This is a genomic window from Streptomyces sp. NPDC127114 (assembly GCF_042677525.1).
Lineage (GTDB): Bacteria > Actinomycetota > Actinomycetes > Streptomycetales > Streptomycetaceae > Streptomyces.
In genome coordinates, this window is the sequence record NZ_JBHXTJ010000001.1 from 268,075 (window position 1) to 284,433 (window position 16,359).

15 protein-coding genes are annotated in these 16,359 nt (G+C 75.0%); 9 read left to right on the top strand and 6 right to left on the bottom strand.

From position 1 onward, the window contains the following. Positions 1–523 precede the first annotated feature (523 nt). Complete coding sequence (locus tag ACFVGS_RS01185) at positions 524–1,114, top strand: cysteine hydrolase family protein (protein ID WP_385689511.1); 591 nt, start codon at positions 524–526, stop codon at positions 1,112–1,114. Positions 1,115–1,222: 108 nt separating this feature from the next. Here the strand turns inward: ACFVGS_RS01185 and lexA are convergent, their stop codons facing one another. After that, complete coding sequence (gene lexA / locus ACFVGS_RS01190; RefSeq protein ID WP_385689144.1) at positions 1,223–1,918, bottom strand: transcriptional repressor LexA; 696 nt, start codon at positions 1,916–1,918, stop codon at positions 1,223–1,225. Between the two features lie 150 nt (positions 1,919–2,068). Here lexA and ACFVGS_RS01195 point away from each other — a divergent pair, with 150 nt between their 5' ends. Then, positions 2,069–3,025, top strand: coding sequence for a hypothetical protein (locus tag ACFVGS_RS01195; RefSeq protein WP_385689147.1), 957 nt, complete (start codon positions 2,069–2,071; stop codon positions 3,023–3,025). A gap of 172 nt (positions 3,026–3,197) precedes the next feature. On the opposite strand, the gene ACFVGS_RS01200 is transcribed toward ACFVGS_RS01195, so the two are convergent. Continuing rightward, positions 3,198–3,818 (bottom strand): L-threonylcarbamoyladenylate synthase, encoded by a 621-nt coding sequence (locus ACFVGS_RS01200; RefSeq protein ID WP_384409446.1) that lies wholly within the window; start codon positions 3,816–3,818, stop codon positions 3,198–3,200. A 163-nt stretch (positions 3,819–3,981) separates the two neighbouring features. On the opposite strand from ACFVGS_RS01200, the gene ACFVGS_RS01205 reads away from it, so the two are divergent. Genes ACFVGS_RS01205 through ACFVGS_RS01215 form a run of 3 tightly spaced genes read left to right on the top strand, consistent with a single transcriptional unit; the run spans position 3,982 to position 7,574 of the window. Then, entirely contained in the window at positions 3,982–5,670 is a 1,689-nt protein-coding gene (locus ACFVGS_RS01205) for a thiamine pyrophosphate-binding protein (RefSeq protein WP_384409448.1), read from the top strand. Continuing rightward, the gene (locus ACFVGS_RS01210; RefSeq protein ID WP_385689150.1) at positions 5,667–6,917 is read left to right on the top strand and encodes a Glu/Leu/Phe/Val dehydrogenase dimerization domain-containing protein; all 1,251 of its coding nucleotides are present in this window, start codon (positions 5,667–5,669) and stop codon (positions 6,915–6,917) included. The genes ACFVGS_RS01205 and ACFVGS_RS01210 overlap by 4 nt, the downstream gene beginning before the upstream one ends. Before the next feature lie 33 nt (positions 6,918–6,950). After that, positions 6,951–7,574 (top strand): TetR/AcrR family transcriptional regulator, encoded by a 624-nt coding sequence (locus ACFVGS_RS01215; protein WP_384409452.1) that lies wholly within the window; start codon positions 6,951–6,953, stop codon positions 7,572–7,574. 70 nt (positions 7,575–7,644) lie between these two features. Here the strand turns inward: ACFVGS_RS01215 and ACFVGS_RS01220 are convergent, their stop codons facing one another. Further along, complete coding sequence (locus tag ACFVGS_RS01220; RefSeq protein ID WP_384409454.1) at positions 7,645–7,908, bottom strand: hypothetical protein; 264 nt, start codon at positions 7,906–7,908, stop codon at positions 7,645–7,647. A 123-nt stretch (positions 7,909–8,031) separates the two neighbouring features. Continuing rightward, positions 8,032–8,688 carry a hypothetical protein gene (locus ACFVGS_RS01225; RefSeq protein WP_385689153.1) on the bottom strand — a complete coding sequence of 219 codons (657 nt, stop codon included), beginning with the start codon at positions 8,686–8,688 and terminating at the stop codon, positions 8,032–8,034. 55 nt (positions 8,689–8,743) lie between these two features. Here ACFVGS_RS01225 and ACFVGS_RS01230 point away from each other — a divergent pair, with 55 nt between their 5' ends. From ACFVGS_RS01230 to ACFVGS_RS01245, 4 genes are all read left to right on the top strand, one after another. Continuing rightward, positions 8,744–9,415 (top strand): response regulator transcription factor, encoded by a 672-nt coding sequence (locus tag ACFVGS_RS01230; RefSeq protein ID WP_384409458.1) that lies wholly within the window; start codon positions 8,744–8,746, stop codon positions 9,413–9,415. Positions 9,416–9,468: 53 nt separating this feature from the next. Continuing rightward, positions 9,469–10,773: a sensor histidine kinase gene (locus ACFVGS_RS01235; protein WP_385689156.1), complete on the top strand. Its 1,305-nt coding sequence runs from the start codon at positions 9,469–9,471 to the stop codon at positions 10,771–10,773. Positions 10,774–10,944: 171 nt separating this feature from the next. Continuing rightward, on the top strand, positions 10,945–12,624 hold the full coding sequence (locus ACFVGS_RS01240; RefSeq protein WP_385689159.1) for an alpha/beta hydrolase: 1,680 nt from the start codon (positions 10,945–10,947) through the stop codon (positions 12,622–12,624). 135 nt (positions 12,625–12,759) lie between these two features. Further along, positions 12,760–13,560: a VOC family protein gene (locus ACFVGS_RS01245; RefSeq protein ID WP_384409464.1), complete on the top strand. Its 801-nt coding sequence runs from the start codon at positions 12,760–12,762 to the stop codon at positions 13,558–13,560. A gap of 101 nt (positions 13,561–13,661) precedes the next feature. Here ACFVGS_RS01245 and ACFVGS_RS01250 read toward each other — a convergent pair whose 3' ends face one another. Together ACFVGS_RS01250 and ACFVGS_RS01255 are read right to left on the bottom strand one after the other, a co-directional pair. After that, on the bottom strand, positions 13,662–14,546 hold the full coding sequence (locus ACFVGS_RS01250) for a diacylglycerol/lipid kinase family protein (RefSeq protein ID WP_384409466.1): 885 nt from the start codon (positions 14,544–14,546) through the stop codon (positions 13,662–13,664). 164 nt (positions 14,547–14,710) lie between these two features. Next, positions 14,711–16,306 carry an FAD-binding oxidoreductase gene (locus ACFVGS_RS01255; protein WP_385689162.1) on the bottom strand — a complete coding sequence of 532 codons (1,596 nt, stop codon included), beginning with the start codon at positions 16,304–16,306 and terminating at the stop codon, positions 14,711–14,713. Positions 16,307–16,359: the final 53 nt, after the last annotated feature.

Consider the following 16,359-nt stretch of genomic DNA (forward strand, 5'->3'; position numbering starts at 1 on the left):
CCCACCCCCACCCCGTACCCCGTTTTTTTTTTTTGTGTGTGGGTTTGTTTTTGTTTTAATCGACCCGGGCTCGGGGCCCCCCCCCCGCCCGCCGCCGGGGGGGGGGCGGGGGGTTTTTCGTGGGCGGCCACCGGGGTTGGGGTCCCCCCGGGTTCCCCGCCGGGGTGATCGCCGGGGCGAGGGCGGCGGCGATGCTCGCGGTCCGGGGAAGGCCGGGGACGGTGGACGGGGCCGTTCCTGACCACCCGTGGCCAACGCATCGCCGCCCTCGCCCGCACGGGGCGGCCGCCCGCGCCCGGGGGGGCCGGGCGGCCACGGGGGAGCGTCCCCGCCCGGCCGGGCGGAGTCCCCGCTCGACTGCGGCGGCGATGTCCGGATCTGCAAGTCACATGACATTGCCGCCATCCAGGGCCGGTTCGTAGCGTGGACGCACGGCCACCGGGCCACCGCGCGACGCGGTCGCCGCCCGGTCCTCCGGCCGTGTCCGACCACGCCCCGAGAAGGGACACCCATGTCCACCAGCATGCCGTCGACCAGCCTGCGCGAGCTCAGCGGCTTCGACCAGACCCCGGCCTCGCTCGCCGCGTCGACCCTGATCCTCGTCGACTACCAGAACACGTACACCCAGGGCGTGCTGGAGCTGACCGGCTGGGAGGCGGCCCTCGACGCCGCCGCCGAGCTGCTGGCCAAGGCCCGGGCCGCCGGCGCCGAGGTCGTCCACGTCATCAACGACGGCGGCGAGGGCACCCCGTACGACATCCGTGCCGAGATCGGGCAGATCCACCCGCGGGTGGCGCCGGCCGAGGGCGAGCAGGTCGTGGTGAAGACCGTGCCCGACGCGTTCGTCGGCACCGGTCTCGGGGAGCTCCTCGACGCCGCGGGCCACAAGGACGTCGTCGTCGCCGGGTTCATGACCCACATGTGCGTGGCGTTCACGTCCGCCGGCGCCTTCCTGCGGGGCAACCGGCCGACGGTCGTGGCCGACGCGTGTGCCACGCGCCCGCTGGCCACGCCCGGCGGCGAGGTCCCCGCCGAACAGCTGCACCTCGGCGCGCTCGCGACCATCGGTGACGTGTACGGGGTCGTCGTGCCCGACGCCTCGGCGCTGAACTGACCCGGAGTCCGGCCGCCTGGGTCGAGGCCGGCGCCCCCGGTGCCGCTGTGCGGGGACGGGGGTCCGGCACAGCGGTGGCCGGCCGCCGTCGCAGCCCGGCGGGGAGGCTCAGAGGCGGCGCAGGACGGACACGACCTTGCCCAGGACGACGGCCTCGTCGCCGGGAATGGGCTCGTAGCGGGGATTGGCCGGGTTGAGCCAGACGTGCGGGCCGTCGTGGGAGAGGCGCTTGACGGTGGCCTCGCCGTCCAGCATGGCGGCGACGATGTCGCCGTCGTCGGCGGTGTCCTGGGCGCGCACGACCACCACGTCGCCGTCCTCGATGTGGGCGTCGCGCATGGAGTCGCCGACGACGGTCACGGCGAACAGCCGGCCGGCGCCGACGACCTGGGCGGGCAGCACGAGGGTGTCCTCGACCATCTCCTCCGCCGTGATGGGCACACCTGCCGCGATCCGGCCGACCAGCGGCACGGTCACCGCCTGGCGCTCGCCCTCCCGCTCCAGGCGGCTCTCGCGGCCGCTGTCGGCCGCGTCGTCGTCCGGCCTGGCGTCGGCGAGGACGTAGGCGCGGGGACGCTGGGGGTCCTGGCGCAGGAAGCCCTTCTTCTCCAGGGCCCGGATCTGGTGCGAGACGCTGGACGTGCTGAGCAGACCGGCACCCGCGGCGATCTCGCGCATCGAGGGCGGGAACCCGTGCCGCCGGGTGTGGGTGCGGATGATGTCGAGGATCTGCTGCTGGCGCTGGGTCAGCCCGTCGTGGTTGATCCGGGTGCCCGGCGGCCGGCCGGCACGGTTTCTGCCCATGGTCGGCCTCCGTTCTTCCGTTTCCGCGTCTTCTGCGTCGGTTCGTCGTTCTGTCATGCCGTTTCGCCGATGAGGGCACACTAACCCGGCACACCGACATCGCAGCAGGTCGGGTGCCCGGCTGTCGGTCACGGCTGACAGCATGGCTTCATGATCAGCACGGAGACCATGGTGACGGCCGCCCGGACGATGGCGGAGGCAGCCTGGGACCTCGACGGGTCCGGGAACGGGCTGGGGGAGCTCGCCGACCGGCTCGGGCCGCAGGCCGAGGTGCACGGGGACGCGGCGCGACTCGTGCTGCCGGTGAGCCGGCCTCCCGGGGACGCCCTCGCGCAGGCGCGTGAGTTCCGGCGTGTCGGGGACGCGCTGCGCGAGGCGCTGGGTCTGCCGGGCTTCCTCGGGGCGCACGGCCACCGCCGCCCGCCCGGCCCGCGGACGGATCCCCGCTGGGGCCGGCCCTTCCTGCGCTGGTGGCGCGGCAGGACCACCCTGGAGCTGCGGGCGGGCGCCGAGGGACCGGAGCTCGTGCTCGAACCGAGCAGCACCTGGGAGCAGTGGTACCAGCGGGAGGGCACGGGCTTCCTGGGAGTGGGGCAGGACTCCGGTCTCGGCATCGACCACCCGCGGCACGAGCAGCCGCGTGACTGGGAGGACCTGCGCCTCAGCCTGGCCGTCCTGCTGCGCACGCTCCCGGCGGAGACGTACGCGCTCGGCATCGCGCACAGCATGCCGCTGTACGGGCGGATCCCCGGCACCGCGACGCCGCTGCTGTTCTGCATCGCGTCCGACACGCGTCTCCACCTCGACTTCACCGAGTACGACGTCGCCGACACGGCCCGCGGGGAGCACGCCGCCGCTCTGGGCTGGTCCCGCAGGGAGTCGCTGCCGCCCGGCCGTCCGGAACCGCGCCTCGACGGCGAGGCCCCCTGGCGGACCGACGCGGGCGGTCCGGGCGAGGTCGACGCGGGCGCCATGGCGCGGCTGCTGGTCCGCACGGCGATCGCGGCCGGAGTCGAGCGGCCCGCGGACCTGCTGCTCGGCGGCGAGGGCGAGCACCGCCCTCCGTACGAGTTCGGCTTCCCCGGCCTCGGGCTGCGGACGGTCTGACGGGGGCCGCGCGGAGGGACGGGGACGCGCGGAGGGACGGGGGCCGCGCGGAGGGACGGGGACGGCGGGAAGGACGGGTGCGGCGGGACGAACCGGCGCGGCGGGAGGGACGGGTGCGGCGGGACGGACGGGTACGGCGTGGGAGGCGAGGAATGTGGAGGGCGCGCCCCGGTCACTCGAAGCGCGTCGGGTCACCGGCCCCGCGCCGTACGATCTCGGGCTCGCCTCCGGAGAAGTCGACGACGGTCGTGGGCTCGGTGCCGCAGTCGCCCGAGTCCAGGACGGCGTCGACGAGGTGGTCGAGCCGGTCCTTGATCTCCCAGCCCTGGGTCATCGGCTCGTCCTCGTCGGGCATGAGCAGGGTGCTCGACACCAGGGGCTCGCCGAGTTCGGCCAGCAGGGCGCGGGCGACGTTGTGGTCGGGGATGCGGACGCCGACGGTCTTCTTCTTGGGGTGCATCAGGCGGCGCGGGACCTCCCGGGTCGCCGGCAGGATGAACGTGTAGCTGCCCGGCGTCGCCGCCTTGACCGCGCGGAAGACGTTGTTGTCGACATGGACGAACTGCCCGAGCTGGGCGAAGTTCTCGCACACCAGGGTGAAGTGGTGCCGGTCGTCGAGGCGTCGGATGGACCGGATCCGCTCGAGTCCCTCGTGGTTGCCGATCCGGCAGCCCAGCGCGAAGCAGGAGTCCGTGGGGTACGCGATGAGCGCTCCGGTCCGGAGGCTGTCGACCACGGTGCCGATGGTGCGCGGCTGCGGGGACTGCGGGTGGACGTCGAAGTACTTGGCCATTTTCCGACCCTACGGGATACCCGGTGGAATCGTTCCCGCCCCGCGCTCGCGCCCCCCGGGGCGGTGACCGCCCTCCGCGCGTTGACAGTCGCGCCCACCGCTCCTGATACTGACTGATGGTTCAGTCAGTACATCCGTTGCCCGCACCCTGCCAGGAGAGACCGTGTCCGACCTCCCGACCGAGCCGGCCCCCGGGTCACGCGAGGCCCCGGGCCGGGGCCGGCCCCTCACCGACGCCGGGTCGCTCACCGGCGGCGAGGCCGTCGTCCGCGCGCTGGCCGCGCACGGCGTGACGGACGCGTTCGGCATTCCCGGGACGCACAACCTGGAGATCTACCGCCATCTCCGCCCCTACGGCATCCGGCATGTGACGAGCCGTCACGAGCAGGGCGCGGGCTACGCCGCGGACGCCTACGCCCGGGTGTCCGGGCGTCCGGGCGTCGCGGTCACCACCACGGGTCCCGCGCTCCTGAACATCGCGGCGGCGGTGGGCCAGGCGTACTCCGACAGCGTTCCCCTGCTCGTGGTGTCGCCCGGCATGCCGCTGCGGCACCCCCGGCAGTCGACCGGTCTGCTGCACGAGATGCGCAGCCAGACGGACGCGCTGCGGGGCGTGGCCGCGGTCAGCCACCGGGTGTCCTCCGTCGACGAGATCGGTGCGGCCGTGGCGCGGGCCTTCACCCTGTTCCGTACGCGCCGGCCCCGGCCCGTGCACATCGAGGTGCCGCTGGACCTGCTGGAAGCCGTCGAACCGGCCGGGCCCGTCCGCATCGCGCCGCCGACCGGGCCCGCGCTGCCCGATCCGGCCGCGGTCCGCGCGGCGGCGGACGCGCTGTCCGCGGCCCGCCGGCCGGCGCTCGTCCTGGGCGGCGGCGCGCGGGCGGCCTCGGCCGAGTGCCGGGCGCTCGCCGCGCTGCTCGGCGCGCCGGTGGTCACCACCGCCAACGGCAAGGGCGTCGTGGACGAGCGGCATCCGCTGTCGCTGGGCGTGTCCCTGCACAGCCCGGCCGTGCAGAAGTGGCTGGCGGACCGCGACGTGGTGCTCGCCGTCGGCACGGAGCTCGCCGAGTCCGACGTCTGGGGTCCGCTGCCGGCGCTCGACGGAAGCCTGATCCGGGTCGACCTCGACCCGGCCCAGATGTACGCGGGTATCCCGGCGGACGTCCCGTTGGTCGGGGACGCGGCACCGGTCCTCGGCGCGCTGCTCGACGCGTGCCGCGGACGGGACCGTGACGCCGCGGGCTGCGACGACGAGGCCGACGTCGGTGCGCTCGTCACCGATCTGCGCACCACCCGCGACGACGAGACCCGTACGCGCGACGCGCGCTGGCGGCCGTATCTGCGGGAGATGCGCCGGGTGCTCGCGGAGGACGCCGTCATCACCTCCGACAGCGCCCGGTGCTGCTACTACGGCGCGCTGCCGCATCTGCCGGTCGGCCCGGAGGGCCGCTTCCTCCACCCGACCGGGTTCGGCACCCTCGGTTACGCGCTCCCCGCCGCCATCGGCGCCAAGACCGCGTGCCCCGACCGGCAGGTGGTGGCCCTGAGCGGTGACGGCGGGCTGCAGTTCTCCGTGCAGGAGCTCGCCACGGCCGTACAGTCGGGCCTGCCGCTGCCGGTCGTGGTCTTCGACAACGGCGGATACGGCGAGATCCGCGAGGAGATGGCGGCGCGCGGGGACGAGCCCGTGGCCGTCGACCTGCCGGCGGTCGACCTGCCGGCGCTGGCCCGGGCGTACGGCGGGCGGGGCGCCGTCGCCCGCTCGCCGGAGGAACTCGCCGCCGCCCTGTCCACCGCCCTGACCGCCCCCGGCCCCACCATCGTCACCGTCCCCGAGGAGTCCGCCCGATGACGACGTCCGCCCCTGCCCCCGCCTCCACCCCGGTCCCGGTCCCGGACGCTCCCGCCGGCCTCACGCCGGGCGCCGCCCCGCTCCTCTCGGTCACCTGGAGCGACCGGGTGACGGGCCGTCAGGGCTTCCTGGTCATCGACCGGCTGGTGCGCGGTGTGTCCAGCGGCGGGCTGCGGATGCGCCCGGGCTGCACCCTCGACGAGGTCGCCGGACTCGCCCGCGGCATGACGATGAAGGAGGCCCTGCACTACGACCCGCGGGCCCGCTACGTCCCGCTCGGCGGTGCCAAGGGCGGCATCGACTGCGACCCGCGCGACCCGGAGGCGTACGGCGTGCTCGTCCGCTATCTGCGCGCGATGCGCCCGTACGTCGAGCGGTTCTGGACCACCGGCGAGGACCTGGGACTCACCCAGGACCTGGTGGACCGGGCGGTGGCCGAGGCGGGCCTGGTCTCCTCCGTGCAGGCGGTCTACCCGCTGCTCGACGACGAGGCCGCGGCGCGGCGGCGGCTCGCCGACGCGTTCGCGGTGGAGGTCGACGGCATCGGGCTCGACGAGCTGGCCGGCGGCTGCGGTGTCGCCGAGTCCGTGCTGACCGCGCTGGACCGGGCCGGGGTGCCGCACGCGGGGACGCGCGTCGCGGTGCAGGGCTTCGGGACGATGGGCGGGGCGACCGCCCGCTTCCTGGCCGCGGCCGGGCTGCGGGTGGTGGCGGTGGCCGACGTCAAGGGCACCGTCGCCAACCCCGAGGGACTGGACGTCGAGGCGCTCCTGGCCGCGCGCGACGCGTACGGCACGGTGGACCGGGCCGCGCTGCGTCCCTGTGACGCCGAACTGCCCGGTGACGCCTGGCTGTCGGCGGACGCCGACGTACTGGTCCCGGCGGCCGTGTCGTACGCGGTCGACGCGGACAACGAGGCCGGGATCACGGCCCGCTGGGTCGTGGAGGCGGCCAACATGCCGGTCCTCGCGGAGGCGGAGGAACGCCTCGCGGCCCGGGGGATCACGGTCCTTCCGGACGTCGTGGTCAACTCGGCCACCAACGCCTGGTGGTGGTGGACGCTGTTCGGCGACATCGGCGCCGACGCGGACGAGGCCTTCGCGCACATCCGGCACGCCATGCGGGCCTTGGTCGGGCAGGTGCTGGACCGCGCCGAGTCGGACGGGACCACGCCACGGGTCGCGGCGCACCGTCTGGTCGCCGACCGGCTGCCGGAGATCGCCGGACGCTTCGGCTGTGACGCATGACGCTCCCCGTGGTGGCCTGTGTAGGGTGAGCCCGTGGCCAGAGTCCGGTTGAGCGTGGAGGAGCGGCGGGCGGAGATCCTGCGCGTCGCGGTCGAGCAGATCGAGGCCCGCGGCGTCAGCAACGTGCGCCTGTCGGACGTCGCTTCGGCCCTCGGAGTCAGCAGCTCGCTGGTGCTGTACCACTTCTCCACCAAGGAGCTCCTCGTCGCCGAGGCCTTCGCCCACGCGGCCGAAGGCGACCTCGCCCAGCTGCGCGGGATCCTGGACAAGCCGGGCACCAGCGCCACCCGGCGACTGCGGTCGGCGGTGCGCTGGTATGCGCCGACCGGACAGGCCAAGGGCTGGCGGCTGTGGATCGAGGGCTGGGCCGCCGCGCTGCGCGAACCCGCGCTGCGCAAGGTCACCCACGACCTGGACCGCCGGTGGAAGGCTGCGATCGCCGAGGTCGTGGCGGAGGGCGTGGCCGCCGGCGAGTTCGACTGCGACAGCCCGGAGGACGTGGCCTGGCGGCTCACCGCCCTGCTCGACGGACTGGCCGTGCAGACCACCTCGTACGGAGGAGCGCTCAGCCGCGCCACGATGCTGGAGTGGGTCGACGACGCACTCGTCCGCGAACTCGGCATCGGCCGCGAGGCCTTGACCGCCGGCAGGCGCTGAGCCACCGGCAGGCGCTGAACCGCCAGCTGGCGCTGAACCGCGGGCAGCCGCTGACGCGGCCGCCGCGCCGCTATCTGCCCGTGACGCGGATCCGCAGCTCGTACGGGGCTCCGCTGCTGATGGCCCGGGCCTGGTCGAGGAGGTCGGCCGGGGTGAAACCCAGCAGCGCCCGCTCGGCCGCCGCCCGCAGCAGCGGGACGATCGTCTCGACGGGCCGCCCGCGGTGGGAGGCGGCGAGGGCGGCGAAGGCCTCCTGGTACGGCACGTCGTACCCGCTCGCGCTGTCCGCGAGCAGATGGTCGAGCTGCCGCCGGTCCACACTGATCTCACCCATGACCGCTCCCTCGCGCCCGTGGGTCCGGCGTCTTCCGGACCCTTCTCCCCCGACGTTACGAGGAGGGTCTGACAACGCCCGGCCACGGCCGGCCGACGGCCGCCGTCGCCCGTACCCGGCGGCCTACGGACGGGGCGTGCCGTCCCACCGCCAGCTGGTGCGGAGCGGGTGTCCGGCGAGTGGGGCGCGGCCGGTGGCCCAAAGAAGGGTGGGCCAGGGGGCAGTGTCGGAGGGCGCGTCCGGGAAGAGCCGGGCGAGGGTCCTCGCGCAGAGCGCGGCGGGCGGCTGCCAGGTCAGACCGAGGCCCTGCGCGAGGTCATGGGTGTGGACCAGGGTCTCGACGATGCCCATGGCCGCGAAGCCCTCGGGGTCGGACACCCCGAAGACGTGGTGGGCGCGCGCCTCCGCGGGCGTGGTGCGCACCATGGCGACAAGCAGCGCCCCGCACGCCTCCAGGACCTGGAGCAGTCCGGCGGGGCCCGCGGTCCGGTCGGCGTGGACGGCGTTCGCGGGACCTCCGGGGCGTCCGCTGTGCCAGACGAAGGGCACGTCGGCGTCCAGGGGCGGTGCGGCGGGGCCCAGTTGCACGGCGTACGCGAAGAGGTCGTCGGCGAGGTGCTCGACGGTCTCCCAGCAGTCCCACTCCAGTGAGCCGGCGTTGCCGTCCCACGCCTCGGGCGGGGCCTCGCGCAGCGCGGCCACGGCGAGGCGTACGACGTGGTGGAGGTCTTCGGCGGTGACGGGCGGCCGGGAGGCGCCGCTCTCGGATGATGGGGACATGACGGGACCGTACCGCGACCGGACCCCGGCACGGCCACCCTTTAAAGTGTCCGACGTGCGCGTTCTGCTCGTCGAGGACGACGAAAACCTCCGGTTCGGTGTGGCCGCCGCGTTGCGGGCCGCGGGGCTCGCCGTCGACGAGGCGGCCGATCTGCCCGAGGCCGACGAGGCGCTGTTCGTGACCGCGTACGACTGCGCGGTCTTCGACCGGATGCTGCCGTCCGGGGACGCCGCCGGCTACGTCGAGGGGCTGCGGCGCGCCGGGCGCGCGGTGCCGGTGCTGTTCCTGACCGCGCGGGACACGGTGGCGGACCGGGTGGAGGGTTTCGCCAGCGGCGGCGACGACTACCTCGTGAAGCCGTTCGCGGTACCCGAGCTGGTCGCCCGCGTGCGCAGCCTGTGCCGCCGCGCGGCCGTCGTACGCCCGCCGGTGCACCGCGTCGGCGACCTGGAGATCGACACGGCGCGGCGGCACGTCCGCCGGGGCGGAGTGCTGCTCACGCTCACCGGCCGGGAGTTCGCCGTCCTGGAGGTGCTCGCGGCCCGCGCCGACCAGGCCGTACCCCGGGCCGAGCTGATCGAGAGCTGCTGGGACGAGATGGCGGAGCCGCAGTCCAACGTGCTGGAGGTGCTGGTCTCCCAGCTGCGCCGCAAGCTCGGTGACCCCTCGCTCATCCACACCGTGCGCGGGGTGGGCTACCGGCTCGCGCCGCCCGGCGCGCCGTGACGGCCGTGCGCCGCGCCCGGCGGCCCGCACTCCCCCGCCGGTCGCGGACCGCGGTGCCGCCCACGCCCACCGCCCGCGTGCTGCGGCTACGCCGCCGCATCAGTCTGCTCTTCGCGCTCACCAGCGCGCTGGGCCTGATCACGATGGGCGTGCTGGCGGTACGCAGCGACAGCGGGCGCTGGCGGGAGCAGCTCGACCACGCGATGGACGCGGACACCAGCTGGGCGCTCGGTCTCCTGGAGACCGACGAGAACGGGCGGCTGGACACCGACGTCCTGGCGGACAACGTGAACACCGCGTGCCCGCCGCTCACCGTCCTCCTCGTGAACGGCGGCGACCCGGGCGACCTCACCGTCCGGCACGCCCCGGCGGAGCCGTGCCTCGCGGTGGGCCCGGGCGTCGCCCTGGAGGCCGGCCGGGCCGCGGCACGCGCCGGTGAACCACGCGCCTTCGACCGGCGGACGACGGACGGCGCTCCGGTACGGGTGTTCGCGATGCCGTTCTATCCGTCGGACGACGAGGCCGCGGCGGACGGCGCCGAGGCCGCCGGTCCGCAGGGCGTCCTGGTGACGCTGGCCGACGCCACGGCCCAGCGCGACGACCACCGCCGTCTGGTGTGGCTGGTGACGGGCGGCTGCGCGGTGCTCGTGCTCCTGTCGGCGGCCGTCGGTCACGTCCTTTCCGGGCGGGCGGTACGGCCGGCGCTGACGGCCCTCTCCCAGCAGGAGGCGTTCCTCGCGGACGCCGCGCACGACCTGCGCACCCCCGCCGCCTCGCTGCGGACCCTCGCCGAGACGGCCCTGCGCGGGGAGACCGACAGCGCGGACGTGCACCGGCGCACGCTGCGCCTGGCGGAGGGCATGGGCCGGCTGGTCGACGGGCTGCTCACCCGGGCCCGGCTGATGTCCGGGACGGCGGCCGTGGCGCGCCAGCCGCTCCGCCTCGACCAGCTGGTGGAGGCGGTCGCCGAGGAGGCCGCCGACGGACCGGCGCGCGGCCACCGGGTCAGGGTCGAGGCCGAGGAGACGGTCGTGCTCGCCGATCCCGACCTGCTGCGCCGGGCGGTGGGCAATCTGCTGGGCAACGCGCTGGCGCACGGCCACGCGCCGGGCGTCCCGGCGGACGTGCTGCTCACGGTCACGCGGGACGGCACGCTGACGGTGCAGGACGCGGGGCCCGGCCTGCCTCCGGAGGTCGCGGGCGCGCTGTTCGAGCGCTTCCGCAGCGGCTCGGGCTCCACCGGCCTCGGCCTCTCCATCGCCTCCTGGGTCGCCCACGCCCACGGCGGCACCCTCACGGCACCCGTCACCGCCCAGGGCGGCGCGCGCTTCGTCCTGCGCCTGCCGACAGCCGACTGATCAGCCGGTCCGCCGGGCGGCGCGGGCCCAACCTTCACGCCTGGCGCCCTCACGCGCCTCGCCCTCACGCCCCTCGCCCTCACGCCCCTCGCCCTCGCGCCTCTCGCCCTCACGAAATCCTCAGCATCCGCGCGCGAAGCTTCCCCGGACCGACCACTCAGGGAGCAACTCGTGATACACGCCGCCGTTCGCCGCCGCCAGGCACTCGTCATCGCCCTCGCCGTCCTCGGCGCGGCCTCCCTGGCCGCCGGATGCACGGCCGGGTCCGGCCCCGACGCCGGCAGGCCGGGGGCCAGGGCCGCCGTGGATCCGGCCGAACGCCCCGACCTGCGGCGCTTCTACGGGCAGAAGCTGGACTGGAAGCCCTGCGGCGGCCTGTCGTGCGCCTCGCTCACCGTGCCCATGGACTACTCCCGGCCCGGCGACGGCAGGACCTTCGTGCTGCCGGTCGCGAAGGCGGCCACCGCGACCGCCGGACGGCGCACGGGCGCCCTGCTCTACAACCCCGGCGGGCCGGGCGAGCGCGGCGTCCAGGCGCTCAGGGACGGCCTCGCCGACGAGCTGGGCAGCGGCGTGCGCGAGCACTTCGACATCGTGGCCTTCGACCCGCGCGGGGTCGGGGAGAGCAGGCCGGCCCTGACCTGCCTCACCCCCGGACAGTCGGAGTCGGGCGAGGCGTCCGGCGACACGGCCGAGGCGTCCGGTGCGCCGCTCCGTCCCCGTACCGCCGCCGAGCGCGCCGAGGTCATGGCCGAGGCCCGGGCCACCGCCGACGCCTGTCGGAAGGCCAGCGGTCCGCTGCTCCCGCACGTCGGCACCGTGGACGCGGCACGGGACCTCGACGTGCTCAGGGCGGCGCTCGGCGAGCGCAGGCTGACCTACGTCGGCTGGTCGTACGGGACGAGCCTGGGCACCTCGTACGCCGAGCAGTTCCCGCACCGGGTGCGGGCGATGGTCCTGGACGGGGCGGTGGACCCGTCGCTCGACTGGCGGCAGCGGATGCTGAGCCAGGCCACGGGCTTCCGGGACGCGGTCGAGGACTACGCGCAGACCTGCGCCGAGACGGTGGGCGACGGCTGTCCCGGCGCCACGCCCGGGGAGATACGGGCGCTGATCGACCGGCTCCTGGAGCGCACGCAGCGCGAGCCGCTGCCGGTCGACGGCTCCGATTCGGGCCTGGACGCCGCGACGCTGGTGTCCGCCCTCAGCCTGTCCATGTACACACCGGAGGCCCAGTGGGAGGCCCTGTCCGAGGCGCTGAGCGCGGCGGACGGCGGCGACGGTACGAAGCTGGCGGCTCTCGCGGCGGGCGACGAGACCCGGCCCGAGGACGAAGAGCAGGAACAGGAACAGGAAGAGGGGCAGCAACAGGAGGACGGGGCGGACGGGTCGGCGGACGGTGAGACGGGAGGCGCGTCCGCGGACTCCGTGCCCGAGGACAACAGCGACGCCGCCCTGCTGGCGGTCAACTGCCTCGACGTGCCCCACCCGCGCGACGAGAGCGCCTACTGGGACGCCCTGGGACCCGCCGACCGCGCGGCGGGGGTGTACGGCACCAGTGGGCTGACCGGCGAGCTGGTCTGCAAGGACTGGCCGGCCGGACCGCAGGGCCCGCACCGGGTGAACGCACCGGGCGTACCGCCGGTCCTGGTCGTGGGCACGGCGGGCGACCCGGCCACGCCGTACGAGGAGGCGGTGAGCCTGGCCCGGCAGTTCCCCGGCGGCATGCTGCTGTCCTTGGAGGGGGCGGGCCACACCGGCTACGGCCGTGACGCGTGCGTCGACCGGAAGGTCGAGGACTATCTGGTGCACCTCACGAAGGTCGCTCCGGGCACGACCTGCGGGCGCTGACGGCCGGGGGGCGGCTGTCAGTGGCGGATGTCAGGCTGTGGTCGTACGGACGAATGACCACAGGAGACACAAAAGCACCTCCGTCCCGCGCATCCCCGATTCCGCGCTTCCGCGCTTCCGCGAAAGGCAAGGCCCATGATCACCACGGACTTCACCCCCGGCACCCCCTGCTGGCTGGACCTCGGCGCGCCGGACGTGCGCGCGGCCGCCGACTTCTACGGCGCGGTCCTCGGCTGGGACTACGAGTCGATGGGAGAGAGCGAGGACATGGAGGGAGGCATCTTCCGGAAGGACGGCAAGATCGTCGCGGGCCTCGGCAAGCTGACCGAGGAGGGTGCGCGCTCGGCGTGGATGCTCTACTACACGGTCACCGACGCGGACGCCACGACGGAGGCCGTCGAGAGCGCGGGCGGTACGGTGCGGGTGGCGCCCCGGGACCTGGGCGAGTGGGGCCGGATGGCCCAGTACAGCGATCCGCTGGGCGGCCAGTTCGCCGTCTGGCAGCCGGGGACGAACACCGGCCTGGAGCTGGTCGACAAGCCGGGCTCGCTCAACTGGACCGAGCTGTACACGAGCGACGCCACCGCGGCACGGGAGTTCTACGGCGGCGTCTTCGGCTGGCAGTTCAGCGACATGGAACTGCCGGGCGGCGGAGGCACGTACACCCTGATCACGCCCGTCGGTCTGCCCGAGGAGCGGATGCAGGGCGGTCTCATGGAGCTGTCGGAGGACGACCTGGCGCTGGCCGGCGGGCGCCCCTACTGGCACCCGGTGTTCGCCGTCGACGACTGCGACGCGGCGGCCGCGGCGGTGACGGCGAACGGCGGCTCGGTGCAGATGGGGCCGGCCGACGCGGAGGGCGTGGGCCGGCTCGCCGTCTGTCTCGACCCGTCGAACGCGGACTTCGTGGTCCTGGCCCCGACGCCGCCCGCGTGAGGCCGGGCGCCTCAGGCCGGGCACCCCAGGCCGGGCACCCGAGGCCGGGCGCCTCAGGCGGGGCCGGGCGCCTGCCGGGGAGGACCCTGCCGGGGAGGGCCCTAGGGAGCCAGCACGTTGAGCGCGGCGGGCCGGACGCGGACCGTCACCGGCAGGGTGGCGTCGACCTCGCCGTCCGCGCCGTACGGCAGCGGGCGGTCGGCTTCGATCCGGATCTCCTTGCCGCGCAGGATCTCGACCTGGGGCCGCTCCAGGTGCGCGCCCGTCTTCAGCTCGTTCATCATGGCGAAGAAGTGGCGTTTCGGCGCCGCCTTGATCACCACGACGTCGAGGAGACCGTCGTCGAGCCGTGCGCCCGGCGCGATGTTCCTGCCGAAGCCGTAGAAGCCGGAGTTCGCCGCGACCACGGTGTAGCCGGTGCGCTCGTGCCGTTCCCCGTCGACGGTGAGCCGGTACGTGGCGGGCTTCCAGGCGAGGACGGCCCGGAGGCCGCCGACGTAGTACGACGCCGCTCCCCGCAACAGCCGCGAGTGGTTGGCGTGGCGGTTGGCCACCGCGTCGACGCCCGCGTACACGCTCCCGAGGACGCAGACCCGGGCGTGTGCCGCGGACTCCACCTCGATCGTGTCGACGGCCCGGGGCGTGCCCTCGAGCAGCACCTCGGCGAGCCGCTGCGCGTCGGTTGGCAGCCCCAGGGCCCGGGCGAAGTCGTTGCCGCGGCCCGCGGGCACGAGGCCGAACACCGTGTCCGTGCCGCTGAGCGCCCCGCCGACGCAGCCGGCCATGCCGTCGCCGCCGACGGCGAGCACGACGTGGCCGCGCGCGCCGGCGTCCCGGGCGATCTCCCGCGCGTGCTCCAGGCTGCGGCTGTAGACGGTGTCGAGCCGCGCGCCCGCCTCCCGGAGGAGCCGGGCCAGCGGGAGCAGGCCCGCCGTGCCACTGGAACCCCCTGCGGTGGGGTTGACGACGGCGGTGAACTGTCGCATGGGTCAGGCCTCCGGGCGGCAGACGAAGCGGCGGACGAGGGGGTTCGGGTTCAGCGGACGGACGGCAGGTTTCGGCGGACGACGGGTGCGGCGGACGCCCGCGCGGCACGTGGACGACTCGGCGGACGTCCCGCGGCGCACGGACGACCCGGCGGACGGCCGGCTCAGCGGACCGGGACGAGGATTCCGGGGCTGAGCACTCCGGACGGGTCCACCTCGGCCTTGACCGCCTGCAGCATACGGATGCCGAGCGGGCCGATCTCCTGGACGTAGCCGTCCTGGTGGTCGGTGCCGACGCCGTGGTGGTGGCTGATGGTGCCGCCCGCCGCCAGGATCGCTTCGTTGGCCGCGCGCTTCACCGGCGCCCAGTGCGCGACGGGGTCCTCGCCCTGCGCCGAGACGACGGTGAAGTACAGCGAGGCGCCGTTCTCGTACGTGTGCGAGATGTGGCACATGACGAGAGGCGGGGTGCCGGCCTCGGTGAGCGTGCTGGTCAGCGCGTCGCGTACCGCCGTGTACAGGCCGGGGATCGCGGACCAGAAGGCGGCCGTCTCCAGCGTCTCCGCAAAGGCTCCGGCGTCGAGGAGGGCGTCACGCAGGTAGGGCGCGTTGTAGCGGCCGTGCTCCCACTTGTCGCCGGGCTCCTCGCCGAGGTACTCGCCGTCGCAGGCGAGCAGGACCTCGCGGGCGGCGGCGCGGCGGGAGGCGGTGTCCGCCTCGGTGCCCTCGTAGCCGACGATCGCCATGCAGCCCGGGTTCTCCGGGAGTTCGGTGCTGCCGATGGCGTCCGGCTGGGCCAGTCCGACGAAGGTCTCCGACTCGTCCGAGAGGCGCAGCACGGTGGGCCGCGGGCCGTCCTGGGCGAGCCGGCGGAGTGCCGCAGTGCCGGCCTCGAAGGAGGCGAAGCGCCAGCCCTCGTAGATCCGCTTCTCCGGCAGCGGGCGGACCCGCACGGTCACCGCGGTGATCACGCCGAGGGCGCCCTCGGAGCCGAGGATCAGCTGGCGCAGGTCGGGGCCCGCGGCGGAGCGCGGGGCCCGTCCGAGTTCCAGCGTGCCCTCGGGAGTGGCGACCGTGAGGGCGAGGACCATCTCGTCGAAGCGGCCGTATCCGGCGGAGGCCTGGCCGCTGGAGCGGGCCGCGGCGAAGCCGCCGACGGTGGCCCATTCGAACGACTGCGGGAAGTGACCGAGCGTCCAGCCGCGCTCGTTGAGCAGCGCCTCGCACTGCGGGCCGCGCAGCCCGGGCTGCAGGGTCGCGGTCCGGGACACCTCGTCGACGGTGACGAGCCGGTCCAGGCGGCGCAGGTCGAGCGCGACGAACGGGCGCTTCGTGGCGGGGGCGAGACCGCCGACGACGGAGGTGCCGCCGCCGAACGGAACGGCTGCGAGACCGTGTTCGGCGCAGGCGCGCAGCACGGCGAGGACCTCGTCGTGGCTGCCCGGGAGCACGACGGCGGCCGGCACGTCGTCGACCTCGCCGGCGCGGATGCGCAGCAGGTCGGGGGTCGACTTGCCGCGGGTGTGCCGGACGCGGCTCTCGGCGTCGTCCCGCAGGCCGTCCGGCGCGGCGACGGCCGTGCGGAGCGCGGCGCGCGCCTCGTCGGTGAGTGCGGGGGCGGGCGGTTCGATGGCGTCGAGGGTCGCCGGGCCGCTCTCGCGCGGGGTGACGCCGAGCAGGTCCCGCAGGAGGCCGGTCACCGCGTCGGGCAGCGGCGCCGCCTTGGCCGGGTCGCCCCAGCCGCTCCACAACATGTCCATTCGAATGGTCCTCACGGTCTGTTTCACGGACGGCGCTGCCGCTCGGGCCGCAC